Origin of the sequence: Streptomyces pyxinae, from assembly GCF_024756275.1 — a bacterium.
In the GTDB taxonomy this organism is placed as follows: domain Bacteria; phylum Actinomycetota; class Actinomycetes; order Streptomycetales; family Streptomycetaceae; genus Streptomyces; species Streptomyces pyxinae.
Map to the genome: position 1 here is coordinate 53,969 of NZ_JANUGQ010000015.1, position 15,968 is coordinate 69,936.

The following is a 15,968-nucleotide window of genomic DNA, read 5'->3' on the forward strand; positions in this document are numbered from 1 at the left end:
AGCGCTCCACGGTCCGTGCGTCCCGGGGGGAGCGTACCGGGACGAGCCCTCGCCGCACGAGGGAAAAACGACCGGAAGAAACCAACCGCCGGTCCGCCGGCGGGATTTCCCCCGGGCGCCGCCACCCACGGCCCCGAATCCCGAGAGAAGTGGGCGGATCACGGGAACTCGGCACCGTCCCGAACCGACTTCTTCTGTGGTGAGCTGTTTCCCCGGAGCACCCGGCGACCACAACTGACCGAATCCCGCGTCCCGTTCCCCGCCGCGCTGTCCACCGTACGCCAGTGCCGCGGCATTGGTACGGTCCATTACCCGCCGAGTCGCCCGTCGATCCGCCGGTCGATCCACCGGTCGATCCACCGGCCGAATCAGCCCTGCCGAATGCCCCGGTGGAATCGGAATCCCCGGCCGTCCCCGAATTGATCTCCGCCGGTCCCGACCGGTCCCGGGACCGGTCGGGACCGGTCGGCCGCCCGGCGGCCGGGGGGGCTCAGGCCGGGGCGGCCGGCAGTACGTCCGGGGAGAGCGCCCCGGCGTGGGCGGAGGCGGCGGTCATCCGGCGCCGGTGGTGGCGGCGGCACAGCACCTCGTACCCGACCTCGTCCCCGGCGTTGACGTCGCCCACCACCACCTGGGCCCCCTCGACCACCATCAGCCCGCCGATCGTACGGGCGTTGTGGGTGGCCCGGGCCCCGCACCAGCAGAGCGCCTCGACCTGGAGCACCTCCACCCGGTCGGCCAGCTCCACCAGCCGCTGGGAGCCGGGGAAGAGCTTGGAGCGGAAGTCGGTGGTGATACCGAAGGCGAAGACATCGAGGCCGAGGTCGTCCACCACCCGGGCCAGCTGGTCGATCTGCTCGGGCGCCAGGAACTGCGCCTCGTCCGCGATCACATAGTCGCAGCGGCCGCCCCGGGAGAGCCGGTCGACCAGATACGCGTAGAAGTCGAAGCCCTCGGCCGCCTCCACGGCGTCGGTGACCAGGCCGAGCCGGGAGGAGAGCTTGCCCGCCCCGGCCCGGTCGTCCCGGGTGAAGATCATGCCCTGGAGGCCGCGCGCGGACCGGTTGTGCTCGATCTGCAGAGCGAGGGTGCTCTTTCCGCAGTCCATCGTTCCGGAGAAGAACACCAGCTCGGGCATGGGAGGGTGACGGCCTTTCGGGGCGGGGTCGGCGGGGAAGGTACGGCGGAGGCGGATCGGCGGAAGCGGTTCGGACAGTTCAGGCGGTTCGGCGGCGGTGGGGCCGGCCGGATCGGACGGGTCGGGACCGGCCGGCGGTGGCGGGCGGGCGTTCCCACGGGGCGCCGTGGGAACGGGCCGGACGGCGGGCGGGGCGCCCTCCGGGCGGGACCGGGGCCCCGCCCGGGGCTTCAGGGGCGGACTTCGAGCAGCGGGACCAGCTGTTCCACGGGGGTCATCGACCCATGCATCCCCACCATCGCGGACTCATTGGGCTCATTGACCGAGGCGATGATCACCACATCGTCATGGGCGGCGGCGACCACGTCCCCGATCCGCCCGTACACCCGCTCGTCCACCGAAGGACCGAACCAGCCGGCCGCGATCGCCTCGTCCCGGCCCGCCACCCAGAACCTGTCCCCCAGTACCTCGCGCCAGCAGGCCAGCACATCGGCGTGGGCGCCGGGCACGGCGTAGACATGACGGGCGCGGCCCTCGCCGCCGAGCAGGGCGACCCCGGCGCGCAGCTCCCAGTCCTCGTCGAAGTCGATCCGGGACTCCTCGTCGAAGGGGATGTCGATCATGCCGTGGTCCGCGGTGACATACAGCGCGCTGCGCGGCGGAAGTTGCTCGGCCAGCCGCTGGGCCAGCCGGTCCACGGTGGCGAGCTGTTCGCGCCAGGGGTCGGAGTCGACGCCGTGGCGGTGGCCGTTGCCGTCGACCTCGCTGTAGTACGTGTAGATGAGCGAGCGGTCGCCGGCGGCCAGCTGCCGGGCGGCGAGGTCCATCCGCTCCTCGCCGGTGAGCCGGCCGTGGAAGGTGCCGCCGCTGAGGGCGACCCGGGTCAGCGGGGTGTCCTGGAACGCCGGGGCCGAGACCTGGGCGGTGTGCACCCCGGCCGCGTCGGTCAGCCGGAAGACGGTGGGGTACGGCTGCCAGACGTGCGGCGGGGTCCAGGGCTTCCACCGGAGCTGGTTCATCAGCTCGCCCGACTCCGGGTCCCGGACGGTGTAGCCGGGCAGCCCGTGGACGCCCGGCACCTGACCGGTGCCGACCGAGGCGAGCGAGGTGGCCGTGGTGGCCGGGAAACCGGCGGTGATCGGCCGGCCGGTGCCGCCACGTGAACCGCCGAGCAGGGAGTGCAGGAACGGGGCCTCGTCGGGGTGCGCCCTTATCTGCTCCCAGCCGAGTCCGTCGATCAGGAAGACGCAGTTCCGGTCGGCCGGGGCGAGCTCCGTGATGCGCGGCTCGAACCCGGGCACCTCCATCCCGGCCGCCAGGGTGGGCAGCAGGTCCGCGAGCGAGCCGGAGCCGTACTCGGGCACGGGCGCGGTGTCGAGGGCGAGCGGGACCGGATCGTCGGGCCAGGCGGACACCGGGTGTACGGGCTGGACCATCAGCGACTGGCCGCGGTGGCTTCGGAGAGCGCCTGGGCGAAGGCCAGGGCCTGGCGGACCGTGTCGGGGCCGTCGCCGGCCTCGCTGACCCGGAGGCTGAGGTCGTCGGCGGTGCTGTTGCCGGTGTAGCCGTGGTCCGCCTCGCAGTTGGGGTCGCCGCAGGCGGCGGGCTCCAGGTCGATGCGGGAGACGGCGCCCCAGCCGATGGTCAGCACGACCTCCCGGGGCAGGGTGCCGGGGGTGTACGACTCGGGGTTGGCGACGACCCGGCTGAGCACGACCGAGGAGATCTGACCGATCTTGACCGATTCGGTGGAGGTGGTGGCGTAGGGCGTCGGGGAGCTGGTGTCCGCGTTCTGCTCGTCGGTGTGGCTGACGATGAAGCGGTTGGCGGTGAGCACCAGCACCGTCACATGGCGGCGCACCTCGTTGGCGTCGAAGGTCGTCTCCTGGTGCACCAGGTACGAGGCGATCTCCTCGCCGCCGACGGCGGCCTCCACCGCCTCGGCCACGAGGGCCGGGTAGTAGCCGCTGCGCTCGATCGCCGCGCGCAGCCCCTGGGTCGTCGTACCGGTCTTCGCCATGGACTCCATCCTACGGGGGCCCGGTGGCTGCCCGGTACGACGGCGAGCCCTCGCCGCCGGGAGCGGGTACGGCCGGGGCGCCCGGCGGCCGGTCAGTAGACGGGGAGGCTGCGGGGACCGAGGTCGTTGCGGGCGGGGGGCGGGGCGAGCCGGACGGTCGCGGCCAGCACGGAGAGGCCGTGCGCCGCCACGACCACCGGTTCCAGTCCCACGGCCACGACCTCGGGGTGGTCGTCCACCAGCCGGGACACCCGGAGCAGCAGTTCCTCCAGGGCCGGGGTGTCCACCGGGGCGGCACCCCGCCAGCCGAAGAGGATGGGGGCGGTCCGGAGGGAGCGGATCTGCTCGGCCACGTCCCGGTCGGTGGCGGGGACGAGCCGGTGGGCCATGTCACCGAGCAGCTCGGAGGCGGCGCCCGCCAGCCCGAAGGAGAGGACCGCGCCCACGGCGGGATCGATGGCGGCGCGCACCACCGTGTCGACCCCGCGCGGCACCATGGCCTGGACGACCGGCTGGAGTTCGGCCGGGGCCCCGAGCGCCTCGGTCAGTTCCGCGTACGCGCCGCGCAGCCGCTGTTCACCGGTGAGGTCGAGGCGTACGCCGCCGAGGTCGGCCCGGTGGCGCAGATGCGGCGCGGTGGTCTTGAGCGCCACCGGGTAGCCCAGGCGCCCGGCGGCCAGGACGGCGGCGTCCGGGTCGGGCGCGGGCAGGGTGGGGCGTACGTCGATCCCGTACCGGCCGAGCAGCTCACGGGCCGTCCCGGCGTCGAGGGTGAGCCCGCCCGCGGCCGCCTCCGGGGCGAGGGCTCGCCGGATGAGCTCCGCCGCGCCCGGCTCGTCGATGGTGGCGTCGAGCCACTCGGGCACCCGGCCGGGCTCGGCCGCCTGCCGCCGCCATTTCGCGTACCCGACCGCCTCGGCCAGGGCGCGGACGGCCCGCTCGGCCGCCGGATAGGCGGGGATGCGGTATCGGTCCGGGTCGCGCGGGTCCACGGGCCGCCCGGGCGGGGCGACGGCAGCGGCACCGGCGGCCGTCGGCGCGGGCGCGGCCCCCGGACCGGTGCCCGTGGCTCTCGGCGCGGAGCCGGCTCCCGGACCGACGGCCGGCCCCGGCACGGCACCGGCACCAGCGGCCGAAGCCGGCGCGGAGACGGGCCCGGCGCCCGGCGCTCCCGGCACGGACGCCGCGCCGGCGGCCGGCCCCGGCAGGGGAGCCGCACCGGTACCGGTGTCCGGCCGCGCGGAGGCGGGCCCCGGACCGGTGCCCGCCGGTCCGGGCACGGAGGCGGGCGGGGCCGGCGGGACCGGGGCCTCCGGGGCCGGGGGCGCCGACCGGCCGGCGGTCGCCAGGGACTCGGCGAGATCGCCCATCTCCACCTGGACCACCAGCACCGGCTTGGCGGGTGAGCCGGCCGCCGCCTCGCGCAGGGCCGCCGCCAGGGTCTCGCCGTCGCCGGAGCCGTACCCGCCGGCCCCGGCCTCCCGGCCGGCGGCCCGGGCCCCCTGTTCCCCGGCCCCCTGCCCCTCGCCCCGCTGCTCCTCGCCCGCGCCCTCGTTCACCCAGGGGATCACGGTGACCACCACCGCGTCGCAGGTGTCGTCGCGCAGCGCCCGTTCCAGCGCGGCGCGGAAGTCCCCGGGGGTGGCGGCCGTGGTCAGATCACGGGGCCGGAGCGGCCGGAGCCCCTCGGTCAGACAGGCGTCATAGGTGAGCAGCCCCAGCGACTCGGAGTTGCCGAGGATGGCGACCCGGGGGCCGGCCGGGAGCGGCTGCCCGGCGAGCAGCAGCCCGGCGTCGACCAGTTCGGTGACCGTGTCCACCCGGATCACCCCGGCCTGGCGGAGCAGCGCGGAGACGGTGGCGTACGGGACGCGGGTGGTGGGCACGGCGTGGCCGGGCGGGGCGCTGCCGGTGTGCCGGGCGCCCTTGACCACCACCACCGGCTTCAGCGCGGCGGTGCGCCGGGCGAGCCGGGTGAACTTCCGGGGGTTGCCGATGGACTCCAGATAGAGCAGCACGACATCGGTGTCCGGGTCGTCGTAGCAGTACTGGAGGATGTCGTTGCCCGAGACGTCCGCCCGGTTGCCGGCCGAGATGAAGGACGAGAGACCGGCGCCACGCCGGTGCAGTCCGGCGAGGAGCGCGATGCCGATGGCCCCGGACTGGGTGAAGAGTCCGATGCGGCCGGTGGCCGGCGGGTGCGGGGCGAGCGAGGCGTTGAGCCGCACGGCCGGCGCGTTGTTGATCACCCCGAAGGCGTTGGGCCCGATGATCCGCATACCGTACGAGCGGGCCAGCCGGACCAGTTCGCGCTGGCGTTCCCGGCCGTCGGCCCCGCTCTCGGCATAGCCGGCCGAGAGCACCACCAGGCCCCGCACCCCGTGCTCGCCGCACTCCGCGACGACGGCCGGGACCTGATCGGCCGGGACGGCCACGACGGCCAGGTCCACCGGCTCCCCGATCCCGGCGACCGAGGGGTGCGCGGGGACGCCGTCCAGCGTGGTGGTGGCGCCGAGCGCCCGGTTCACGGCGTGGACCCGGCCGGTGAACCCGGCGGCCACCAGATCGCGCAGCACCGTACGCCCGACCCCGCCCGGGGTGCGGCCCGCCCCGATGACGGCGACCGAACCGGGGGCGAGGAGCCGCTGCACGGAACGGGCCTCGGCGCGCTGCTCCCGGGCGTGCTGCACGGCGAGCGAGCGGTCGGTGGGCTCCAGATCGAGCTGGAGCCGTACGGCCCCGTCGGCGAAGCTCCGCTTCTGGGTGTAGCCGGCGTCCGTGAACACCTTGATCATCTTGGTGTTGGCGGGCAGCACCTCCGCGATGAAGCGGCGGATGCCCCGCTCCCGGGCCACGGCGGCGATGTGCTCGAGGAGCGCCGAGGCGACGCCCCGGCCCTGGTGGGCGTCCTGGACCAGGAAGGCCACCTCCGCCGCGTCGGCGGGGGCGCTCGCGGGCAGGCCGCGGGCGTCGATCCGGTCGTAGCGGACGGTGGCGATGAACTCGCCGCCCACGGTGGCCGCGAGCCCCGCCCGGTCCACATAGTCGTGGTGGGTGAAGCGGTGCACGTCCTTGGCGGAGAGCCGGGGGTAGGGCGCGAAGAAGCGGTAGTACTTCGACTCGTCCGACACCTGCTCGTAGAAGCTGACCAGCCGGTCCGCGTCCTCCGTGGTGATCGGCCGGATCCGCGCGGTGCCACCGTCCCGCAGCACCACATCGGCTTCCCAGTGGTCGGGGTAGAGGTGATGGGCTGGGTCGCCCGGCTGCTCGGGCTCAGGCTCCGGCGGGGTCCGCATGGGCCCTAGAGTACGGGGACCGGACCGGGGTCGCGGCGGGGCGGCCGGAGCGGCCGGCCGGCCACGGCGGCCGGCCCGGCACGTCCACCGGTCGGCCCGGTGACCGGCGGAGTGCGGCCACCGACCGGCCCGGTGACCGGCGGGTCCGGCCGCCGGCCGGGCTCAGCGGGAGCACTCCGCCACCCATGAGAGACTGGTCTAGACAACCCACCAGCACGTGAAGGGCAACACCATGGCAGAGCGCCGCGTCAATGTCGGCTGGGCCGAGGGCCTGCACGCCCGCCCCGCCTCCATCTTCGTCCGTGCCGCCACGGCCTCCGGCGTCCCGGTGACCATCGCCAAGGCCGGTGGCGACCCGGTCAACGCCGCGTCGATGCTCGCGGTGCTCGGCCTGGGCGCGCAGGGCGGCGAGGAGATCGTGCTGGCGTCGGACGCCGAGGGCGCGGACGCCGCCCTGGACCGCCTGGCCAAGCTGGTCTCCGAGGGCCTGGACGAGCTCCCCGAGACCGTCTGAGGCTCCCCCCATTCCTCCTCCGCTCCCGCACCACGGCGGGACGGTGCGCACGACGAGGCCGCATGTCCCGTTCCTCCGGGGCGTGCGGCCTCGTCGTCGTTCCGGCACGGGTCGGCCGTCCTCCGTGACCCGCCGGGAAGGACAAGGCCCCGGGAACCGGAAACCCGGCGGACCGGAGAGCCGGAAAAGGGACCCCCGAAAATGAAACGCCCCGGAGTGCGGAAATCAGGAAACGCCGGAGCCGCCGGAAGCGCCGGTGGCGCCGCACTCCGGAATACACCCTGGAATACCGCCGCCCGGCCATTCCGCCGGGGGAAAAGCCTGCGACGGTGCACGGCGCGACGGCGGCCGGACGCCGGGCGCTCCCCTTTGTATACGGCCCCCGTGTTAACTGGGGCCGCTCGTCGTGTGTACGGCATGTTGCGGACCGGGCAACCGGTCCGCCGGGCGTCCCGGCCGGCCGGAGCGGCGCAGCCGGTGGGCGCCGAGCGAGCGTTCGGCGTGCAGGGCGGTGAGGGCACGGGCGCGTTCGGCGTCCCGGCGGGCCACCGCGTCCACGATGGCACCGTGTTCGGCCCAGGTCTCCACCGGCCGGCCGGCCGGGTCGACCACGTACATCCAGGCGATCTTCTGCCGCAGCTGAGTGAGGAGCGCGGCGAGCGAGGGGCTGCCGGACGCCTGGGCCAGCGTCTCGTGGAACCAGCCGCCGAGCGGCCGCAGATCCTCGTCCAGGCCGTGCCGGGCACGCTCCTGCCCCAGCCGCACCAGGCCGCGCAGCACCTTGAGATGGGCCTCCGACCGCCGCTGGGCGGCCCGCGCCGCGCCCAGCGGCTCCAGCAGCGAACGGGCCTCCAGCAGGTCGGCCGCCTCCTGCTCGGTGGGTTCGGCGACACAGGCTCCGGCGTGCCGCCGGGTGGTGACGAACCCCTCCGACTCCAGGGTGCGCAGCGCCTCGCGGACCGGGACGCGGGAGACGCCGTACCGGCGGGCGAGCTGTTCCTCCGTCAGCCGGCCACCCCGTTCGAAGACACCGGAGACGATGTCGTCACGGATCGCCGTGCACACCGCGTGCGCGGGCACCCGCATATCGAACCTCCCGCCTCGATCCGTTCCGTCCGTCCGGTCCGCCCGCCCCCGGCCGCGTGTTCCCGGGGAGGGGAAGCGGATTTCCCCGGCCCATTCCGCCGGCGGTCTCTCCGCGGCCCCTCACGTACCCGACGGAACTCCCCCGCCGTACGGAACTCCGCACGCCGTTCGGGACTCTACGGAACTCTATGGCAGGGCGGCGGAATTTCCGATACCCACCGGGAATCCTCGGACTTCTTCCGGACCGCCACCCGGAAATGGGCGCGGCGGGGTACGGCGGCCAGGACGCACGAAGGCCCCGGTCTCCCTCGCGGGGGCCGGGGCCGTGGGTCCGGTTCGCGGACCGGGCGCGTGGCGCGGGTCAGACGGTGACGCCGTGCGAGCGCAGATAGGCGATCGGGTCGATGTCGGAGCCGTAGTCGGCACCGGTGCGGGCCTCGAAGTGGAGGTGCGGGCCGCTGGAGTTGCCGGTCGAGCCGGAGAGGCCGATCTGCTGGCCGGGGAGCACGTCCTGGCCGACCTGCACGTTGATGGACGACAGGTGGCCGTACTGGGTGTAGGTGCCGTCGTGCATGCGGATGACGACGTTGTTGCCGTACGCGCCGCCCCAGCCGGCCTCCACGACGGTGCCCCGGCCCACGGCGACGACCTCGGTGCCGGAGGCGGCGTGGAAGTCGATGCCGGTGTGGCTGCCGGAGGACCACATGGAGCCACCGGTGTGCCATCCGGTGCTGACGTAGCTGCCGTCGACCGGGGCCTGGAAGGAGTTGAGGCGCTTGCGCTCGGCCTCGCGGTCGGCGCGCTCCTTGGCGTCCTTGGCGGCCCGGAGACGGATCTCGGCGTTCCGCTTCGCCGCGGCCTCGGCCTTGGCCTGCGCCTCGGCGAGGGCGGCGGCCTCACTGGCCTCCTCGCCCTGGGCCTCGGCCTGGGCGCCGACCTGGTCCGCGAGCGTCTCGGTGCTGATCACCTGGCTCAGCCCGGTCTCCTCGGGCGAGGGGGTGCTCTCCACGTCGGCGGCGAGCGCCGGGGTGGCGAGGGTGCCGATGACTCCGGTGGTGGCGATGGCCGCGACGCCGGCGACGTGAGCGCTCTTGCGGCTCATACGGCTCGGGGCACGGTGCTTCCCGGCAGCACGGGTGAACGCCATGTAGGGGCTGATCCTTTCCTTCCCTCTCGCCTACCGGGTTAGCTGACGGGTTCGGAGCAGGAAGGTCTCCTACGGGCCCCTCCGCGCGGTGGCGAAGGCGTCCGATTCACCCCAGGGGACTGGTGGGTCCCCGGCTCCCCGGGGCTCGCGCCTGACGGGGACTCGGCGATCGCTGCCCGATGCCACGGTTGCGGCGCTTGCGAAGAGCGGACAGCGCAGAAGACGCTAAGCGGGAGATCATTCCGGCGGCAAACGAACGCGGCCTTTTGTAGCGCACGCCACAGCGCAGACGGCTTCTCTCCATGGCAAACCGGACATTCGACGGATCGATCGGGGGTACGCCCCCGGGTTCCTTCCGGCCAACCGGCCGGAAGCCGCAGCCACCCGAAGGCCGCCCGGCGGCCACCCTGCGGCCGGCCGGTGCGGCCCGCCGGCGGCCCACCGGCGGAGAGGGGCGGCGAGCCACCGGACGGGCGGCCACCGGACGCAGATGGACGGCCCGCCGGCATCCACCGATCCCCCCGGGCGGACAGGGAGCCCCCCGCAGGGCAGCCCGTCAGGTCCCACCCGCCCCGGGGCCTGACGGGCACTCGGGGCCCGGAGAAGGGAACTCGGAGGGAACGATCAGAGGGAGCGGCAGGGAGACACAGGGCACACCCGGTGGTGGCCCTCGCGTCCGGGACGCGAGGGCCACCACAAAAGCCACCACAAGGGCCACCGCGGGTCCCCGGCCGGGCGCCGGGGCTCGCTCAACGGCCCGGCGGCCGGGGCCTGGAGAGCACCCCGGCGGCCGGGGCGGGGAGGGGCACCGCTCAGCCGGTGACCACCGTCACCTCACCGATGCCGAGCGCCGCGACCGGCTCCTCGATCTGGGAGGCGTCCCCGACCAGCACGGTGACCAGGCGGTCGACCGGGAAGGCGCTCACCACGGCCGCCGTCGCCTCGACGGTGCCGGTCTCGGCCAGCCGGGCGTACATCTGCGCCTGGTAGTCGTCCGGCAGGTGCTGCTCCACCTGATCGGCGAGGGTCGCGGCGACCGAGGCGGCCGTCTCGTACTTCAGCGGCGCCACCCCGACCAGGTTCTGCACGGCCACGTCGCGTTCGGCGTCGGTCAGTCCCTCGGCGGCCAGGGTGCGGAGGACCTTCCACAGGTCCTCCAGCGCCGGGCCGGTGTTGGGGGTGTCCACCGAGCCGCTGATCGCCAGCATCGCCGCGCCGGACGCGCCGCCGACCGGCGTCTGCGCACCGGAGCGGAGCACCTGGCCGAAGGCGCGTACGCCGTAGGTGTAGCCCTTCTCCTCCCGCAGCACCCGGTCCAGCCGGGAGGTCAGGGTGCCGCCCAGGCAGTACGTGCCGAGCACCTGTGCCGCCCAGACGGGGTCGTGCCGGTCCGGGCCGATCCGCCCGATCAGCAGCTGGGTCTGGACGGCACCGGGCCGGTCCACGATGACCACCCGGCCGGTGTCGTCGGCGGTGATCGCGGGCACCGGGCGCGGCTCGGCGGAGTCGCCGGTCCAGTCGCCCAGGGTGTCGGCGAGCACCGCGTCCAGGTCCACGCCGGTCAGGTCGCCCACCACCACGGCGGTGGCGGTCGCGGGCCGGACGTGCGCCTCGTAGAAGGCGCGGACGGCCACGGCGTCGATGGCGGCCACCGTCTCCTCGGTGCCCTGGCGCGGCCGGGACATCCGGGAGGCGGCCGGGAACAGCTCCTTGGAGAGCTGCTTGGCGGCGCGGCGGCCCGGGTTGGCCGTCTCGTGCGGGATCTCGTCCAGCCGGTTGCGCACCAGCCGCTCGATCTCGCCCTCCGGGAAGGCGGGCGCCCGCAGCGCCTCGGCCAGCAGGCCCAGCGCCTTGGGCAGCCGGGAGACCGGGACCTCAAGGGAGACCCGTACGCCCGGGTGGTCGGCGTGCGCGTCCAGGGTGGCGCCGCACCGCTCCAGCTCGGCCGCGAACTCCTCGGCGGCGTGCTTGTCGGTGCCCTCCGACAGGGCGCGGGCCATGATGGTGGCGACGCCGTCCAGCCCCTCGGGCTCGGCGTCCAGCGGGGCCGCGAGGAAGACCTCCACGGCCACCACCTGCTGGCCGGGCCGGTGGCAGCGCAGCACGGTCAGCCCGTTCTCCAGGGTGCCGCGCTCGGGCGCGGGGAAGTCCCAGGGGGTGGCCGTGCCCGGCTGGGGCTGCGGGTGGAACTCCATCGACGTCAGGGTCTCGGCGGTCTCGCTCACCGGTCCGCCCCCACTTCCTGGCCGGCCTCGCCGGCGCGGCCCGTCTGCTCGGTCTGCTCGGTCTCGTCCGCCCGGTCCGTCTGCCCGGTTCCGGCGCTCTGCTCGGCCGCCTCCGGGGTGACCGGCTCGTAGACCAGCACCGCCCGGTTGTCCGGCCGCAGCCGGGCCGCCGCGACCGCCCGGACCTCCTCGGCCGTCACGTCGAGCACCCGGTCGACGGCGGTCAGGGCGAGCTGCGGGTCGCCGAAGAGCACGGCGAACCGGCAGAGTTCGTCGGCCCGGCCGGCCACGGTGCCGAGCCGGTCCAGCCACTCGCGCTCCAGCTGGGCCTGGGCGCGCTCCATCTCCTCGGGGGTCGGCCCCTCGGCGGCGAACCGGGCCAGCTCCTCGTCGACGGCCGCCTCGATCACCGGCACCTCGACGCCGCTGGAGGTCTTCACATCCAGCCAGCCGAGCGAGGGCGCCCCGGCCAGCCGCAGCAGGCCGAAGCCCGCGCCGACGGCGGTACGGTCGCGGCGGACCAGCCGGTTGTGCAGCCGGGAGGACTCGCCGCCGCCGAGGACGGTGAGCGCCAGGTCGGCGGCGTCGGACTCCCGGGTGCCGTCGTGCGGCAGCCGGTAGGCGGCCATCAGCGCGCGGGCCGGCACCTCCTCGCGGACCACCTCGCGGAGCTGCTCGCCGATGATGTCGGGGAGCGAGCCGTCGCGGGGCGGCTGCTTGCCGTCGTGCCCGGGGATGGAGCCGAAGTACTTCTCGATCCAGCCGAGCGTCCGCTCGGGGTCGATGTCCCCGACCACCGAGAGGACCGCGTTGTTGGGCGCGTAGTACGTGCGGAAGAAGTTCCGCGCGTCCTCCAGGGTGGCCGCGTCCAGGTCGGCCATCGAGCCGATGGGCGTGTGGTGGTACGGGTGCCCGGCCGGGTAGGAGAGGGCGGTGAGCCGCTCGAAGGCGGTGCCGTAGGGGACGTTGTCGTAGCGCTGGCGGCGCTCGTTCTTGACCACGTCCCGCTGGTTCTCCATGGACTCCTCGTCCAGGGCGGACAGCAGTGAGCCCATCCGGTCCGCCTCCAGCCAGAGCGCCAGCTCCAGCTGGTGGGCGGGCATGGTCTCGAAGTAGTTGGTGCGCTCGAAGCTGGTGGTGCCGTTGAGGGAGCCGCCGGCCCCCTGCACCAGTTCGAAGTGTCCGTTTCCGTGGACCTGCTCGGAGCCCTGGAACATCAGGTGCTCGAAGAGGTGGGCGAGCCCGGTGCGGCCCTTGACCTCGTGGCGGGAGCCGACGTCGTACCAGAGGCAGACCGCGGCGACCGGGGTCAGGTGGTCCTCCGAGAGCACCACGCGCAGGCCATTGGAGAGCCGGTGTTCGGTCGCCGTCAGCCCGCCGGAGCCGGCCTGGGCGGTGGCCGTGTGACCCATGGGCATGTACGTCCCTTCGATCGCGAGTCGGATGTGGGTGGCTAGCTTGTGCACAGAGTCCTGCCACCCTATGCAAGCGGACCGCGACCTGGCGAAGTTCCCGTTCCGCCACGGCGTCCCTCTTCCGGGTCGCGGTCGGCGTTGTCGGTGGGACGGTCCACAATGGTCCGCGTCAGATCAGCCTTGTTGGTGAAGGAGCCGCAGCCGCGATGGCCCGCCGCAGCACGAAGACCACGCAGCCCGACGACGACTACGAGGAGCGGATCCTCGACATCGACGTCGTGGACGAGATGCAGGGCTCCTTCCTCGAGTACGCCTACTCGGTGATCTACTCCCGGGCCCTGCCGGACGCCCGGGACGGGATGAAGCCGGTGCACCGCCGGATCGTCTACCAGATGAACGAGATGGGGCTGCGCCCCGACCGGGGCTTCGTGAAGTGCGCCCGGGTCGTCGGTGAGGTGATGGGCAAGCTGCACCCGCACGGCGACGCGTCGATCTACGACGCCCTGGTGCGGATGGCGCAGCCGTTCTCCATGCGGCTGCCGCTGGTCGACGGCCACGGCAACTTCGGCTCGCTGGGCAACGACGACCCGCCGGCCGCGATGCGGTACACCGAGTGCCGGATGGCGGACGCCACCTCGCTGATGACCGAGTCCATCGACGAGGACACGGTCGACTTCGCGCCCAACTACGACGGCCAGGAGCGGGAGCCGGTCACCCTCCCGGCGGCCTATCCGAACCTGCTGGTCAACGGCGCCTCCGGGATCGCGGTCGGCATGGCAACCAATATGCCCCCGCACAACCTGGGCGAGGTCATCGCCGCCGCCCGGCACCTGATCCGGCACCCGAACGCCGATCTGGAAACCCTGATGCGGTACGTCCCCGGGCCCGACCTGCCGACCGGCGGCCGGATCGTCGGGCTGGCCGGCATCAAGGACGCCTACGCCACCGGGCGCGGCAGCTTCCGCATCCGGGCGACCGTGGCGGTGGAGAACGTCACCGCCCGCCGCAAGGGCCTGGTCGTCACCGAACTGCCCTTCACGGTCGGCCCGGAGAAGGTGGTCGCCAAGATCAAGGACCTGGTGGGCGCCAAGAAGCTCCAGGGCATCGCGGACGTCAAGGACCTCACCGACCGGGCGCACGGGCTGCGGCTGGTCATCGAGATCAAGAACGGCTTCGTCCCCGAGGCGGTGCTGGAGCAGCTCTACAAGCTGACGCCGATGGAGGAGTCCTTCGGCATCAACAACGTGGCGCTGGTCGACGGCCAGCCGCTCACCCTGGGCCTGAAGGAGCTGCTGGAGGTCTATCTCGACCACCGCTTCGACGTGGTGCGCCGCCGCAGCGAGTTCCGGCGCGGCAAGAAGCGTGACCGGCTGCACCTGGTCGAGGGCCTGCTGGTGGCGCTGGTCGACATCGACGAGGTCATCCGGCTGATCCGCTCCAGCGAGAACTCGGCGCAGGCCAAGGAGCGGCTGATGGAGCGCTTCTCGCTCTCCGAGACGCAGACCCAGTACATCCTGGACACCCCGCTCCGCCGGCTGACCAAGTTCGACCGGATCGAGCTGGAGAGCGAGCGGGACCGGCTCACCGGCGAGATCGCGGAGCTGACCCGGATCCTGGAGTCCGACGCCGAGCTGCGCAAGCTGGTCTCCTCGGAACTGGCCGCCGTGGCGAAGAAGTTCGGCACCGACCGGCGCACGGTCCTGCTGGAGTCGGCGGGCGCCCCGGTGATGACGACGGCGCTCCAGGTGGCCGACGACCCGTGCCGGGTGCTGCTGTCGTCCACCGGGCTGCTGGCCCGGACGGTGACCGCCGAGCCGTTCGCCGGGGGCGGCCGGCGGGCCAGGCACGACGTGATCGTCTCCGAGGTGGCCGCCACCCAGCGCGGCGAGGTGGGCGCGGTGACCTCCGCCGGGCGGTTGCTGCGGCTCTCCGTGATCGACCTGCCCCAGCTGCCGGACACCGCCGCCGCGCCCACGCTGTCGGGCGGGGCGCAGATCTCGGAGTTCCTCTCCCTGGAGCCGGACGAGACGGTGGTCTGCCTGACCACGCTGGCCGACGCCTCGCCCGGACTGGCGCTGGGCACCCGGCTGGGCGTGGTGAAGCGGGTCGTGCCGGACTACCCGGCCAACAAGGAGGAGCTGGAGGTGATCTCGCTGCGGGAGGGCGACCGGATCGTGGGCGCGGTCGAGCTGCGCACCGGCGACGAGGACCTGGTGTTCATCACCTCCGAGGCCCAGTTGCTGCGCTTCCCGGCCGCCCAGGTGCGTCCGCAGGGCCGGCCGGCCGGCGGCATGGCGGGCGTCAAGCTGGGCGCGGACGCCGAGGTGATCTCCTTCACGGCGGTGGACCCGGCGGCGGACGCGGTGGTGTTCACGGTCGCCGGTGCCGGCGGGACGCTGGACGGGGCGGCGGGTACGTCCGCGAAGCTGACCCCCTTCGACCAGTATCCGCGCAAGGGCCGGGCCACCGGCGGGGTGCGCTGCCAGCGGTTCCTGCGGGGCGAGGACCGGCTGGTGCTGGCCTGGGCGGGCGCCGCCCCGGCCCTGGCGGCCCAGAAGACCGGCGCCCCGGTGGAGCTTCCGGAGCGGGACCCCCGCCGGGACGGCTCGGGCGCGCCGCTGTCCGCGCCGGTCGCGGTGGTGGCGAGCGCGGTGGTCTGACGAGCGCCGCCCGGCGAACCGACCCCGGCGCGGTCCCGGCCCTGGCGCGGTCCCGGCCCTGGCGCGGTCCCGGTCCTGGCGCGGTCCCGGTCCTGGCGCGGGCCCGGTCCTGGCGCGGGCCCGGTCCTGGCGCGGGCCCGGTCCTGGCGCGGGCCCGGCCCGGGCGCGGTCCCGGACCGGGTGCCTCCCGGGCCCGGACCGGGCCGCCGGGTCGTACCGGCCGCCGTGAACCTGGGCGCTTGTGCCGGGCCGTACGGCGCCGGTGGACCGCCCCGCCGGAGTCGTACGCCCCGGCCGGCCGGTCCGGCGCCGCGCACCGGGCCGCCGGGCCTCACCGGGGGCCCCCGGCCGCCGTGCGGTGCGGGGCCCGCGTGGTGCGCCCGCCCCGCACCGTACGGCGCCAGTGGGTCGTCCCTCCGGGACCCGTACGCCGGCCGACCGGGCCTCACCGGGCGCCCTGGCCGCCG

General features: G+C 74.5%; 10 protein-coding genes and 1 riboswitch. Of the genes, 2 read left to right on the forward strand and 8 right to left on the reverse strand.

All coding sequences use genetic code 11. From position 1 onward, the window contains the following. Window positions 1-490 precede the first annotated feature (490 nt). From NX801_RS18390 to NX801_RS18405, 4 genes are all read right to left on the reverse strand, one after another. Window positions 491-1,138 carry a thymidine kinase gene (locus NX801_RS18390; protein WP_258788844.1) on the reverse strand — a complete coding sequence of 216 codons (648 nt, stop codon included), beginning with the start codon at window positions 1,136-1,138 and terminating at the stop codon, window positions 491-493. Between the two features lie 230 nt (window positions 1,139-1,368). After that, a complete protein-coding gene (locus NX801_RS18395; RefSeq protein WP_258788845.1) occupies window positions 1,369-2,574 on the reverse strand; it encodes an alkaline phosphatase family protein in 1,206 nt (401 codons plus the stop codon). Then, the gene (locus NX801_RS18400; RefSeq protein ID WP_258788846.1) at window positions 2,574-3,158 is read right to left on the reverse strand and encodes a DUF5998 family protein; all 585 of its coding nucleotides are present in this window, start codon (window positions 3,156-3,158) and stop codon (window positions 2,574-2,576) included. Before NX801_RS18400 ends, NX801_RS18395 begins: the two co-directional genes overlap by 1 nt. Before the next feature lie 92 nt (window positions 3,159-3,250). Continuing rightward, a complete protein-coding gene (locus NX801_RS18405) occupies window positions 3,251-6,454 on the reverse strand; it encodes a bifunctional acetate--CoA ligase family protein/GNAT family N-acetyltransferase (RefSeq protein WP_258788847.1) in 3,204 nt (1,067 codons plus the stop codon). Between the two features lie 232 nt (window positions 6,455-6,686). Between NX801_RS18405 and NX801_RS18410 the strand changes: the two genes are divergently transcribed. Further along, complete coding sequence (locus NX801_RS18410) at window positions 6,687-6,968, forward strand: HPr family phosphocarrier protein (RefSeq protein ID WP_258788848.1); 282 nt, start codon at window positions 6,687-6,689, stop codon at window positions 6,966-6,968. 387 nt (window positions 6,969-7,355) lie between these two features. On the opposite strand, the gene NX801_RS18415 is transcribed toward NX801_RS18410, so the two are convergent. From NX801_RS18415 to NX801_RS18430, 4 genes are all read right to left on the reverse strand, one after another. Further along, window positions 7,356-8,054, reverse strand: coding sequence for a GntR family transcriptional regulator (locus NX801_RS18415; protein WP_258788849.1), 699 nt, complete (start codon window positions 8,052-8,054; stop codon window positions 7,356-7,358). 361 nt (window positions 8,055-8,415) lie between these two features. After that, a complete protein-coding gene (locus NX801_RS18420) occupies window positions 8,416-9,201 on the reverse strand; it encodes a M23 family metallopeptidase (RefSeq protein ID WP_258788850.1) in 786 nt (261 codons plus the stop codon). Between the two features lie 12 nt (window positions 9,202-9,213). Continuing rightward, a riboswitch (cyclic di-AMP (ydaO/yuaA leader) is annotated at window positions 9,214-9,379 on the reverse strand. 634 nt (window positions 9,380-10,013) lie between these two features. Further along, window positions 10,014-11,396, reverse strand: a complete 1,383-nt coding sequence (locus NX801_RS18425; protein WP_258788937.1) for a M16 family metallopeptidase — start codon at window positions 11,394-11,396, stop codon at window positions 10,014-10,016. A gap of 26 nt (window positions 11,397-11,422) precedes the next feature. After that, a complete protein-coding gene (locus NX801_RS18430) occupies window positions 11,423-12,838 on the reverse strand; it encodes a M16 family metallopeptidase (protein WP_258788938.1) in 1,416 nt (471 codons plus the stop codon). A gap of 209 nt (window positions 12,839-13,047) precedes the next feature. Between NX801_RS18430 and NX801_RS18435 the strand changes: the two genes are divergently transcribed. Further along, window positions 13,048-15,501 carry a DNA gyrase/topoisomerase IV subunit A gene (locus NX801_RS18435; RefSeq protein WP_258788851.1) on the forward strand — a complete coding sequence of 818 codons (2,454 nt, stop codon included), beginning with the start codon at window positions 13,048-13,050 and terminating at the stop codon, window positions 15,499-15,501. The last annotated feature ends 467 nt before the right edge of the window (window positions 15,502-15,968 follow it).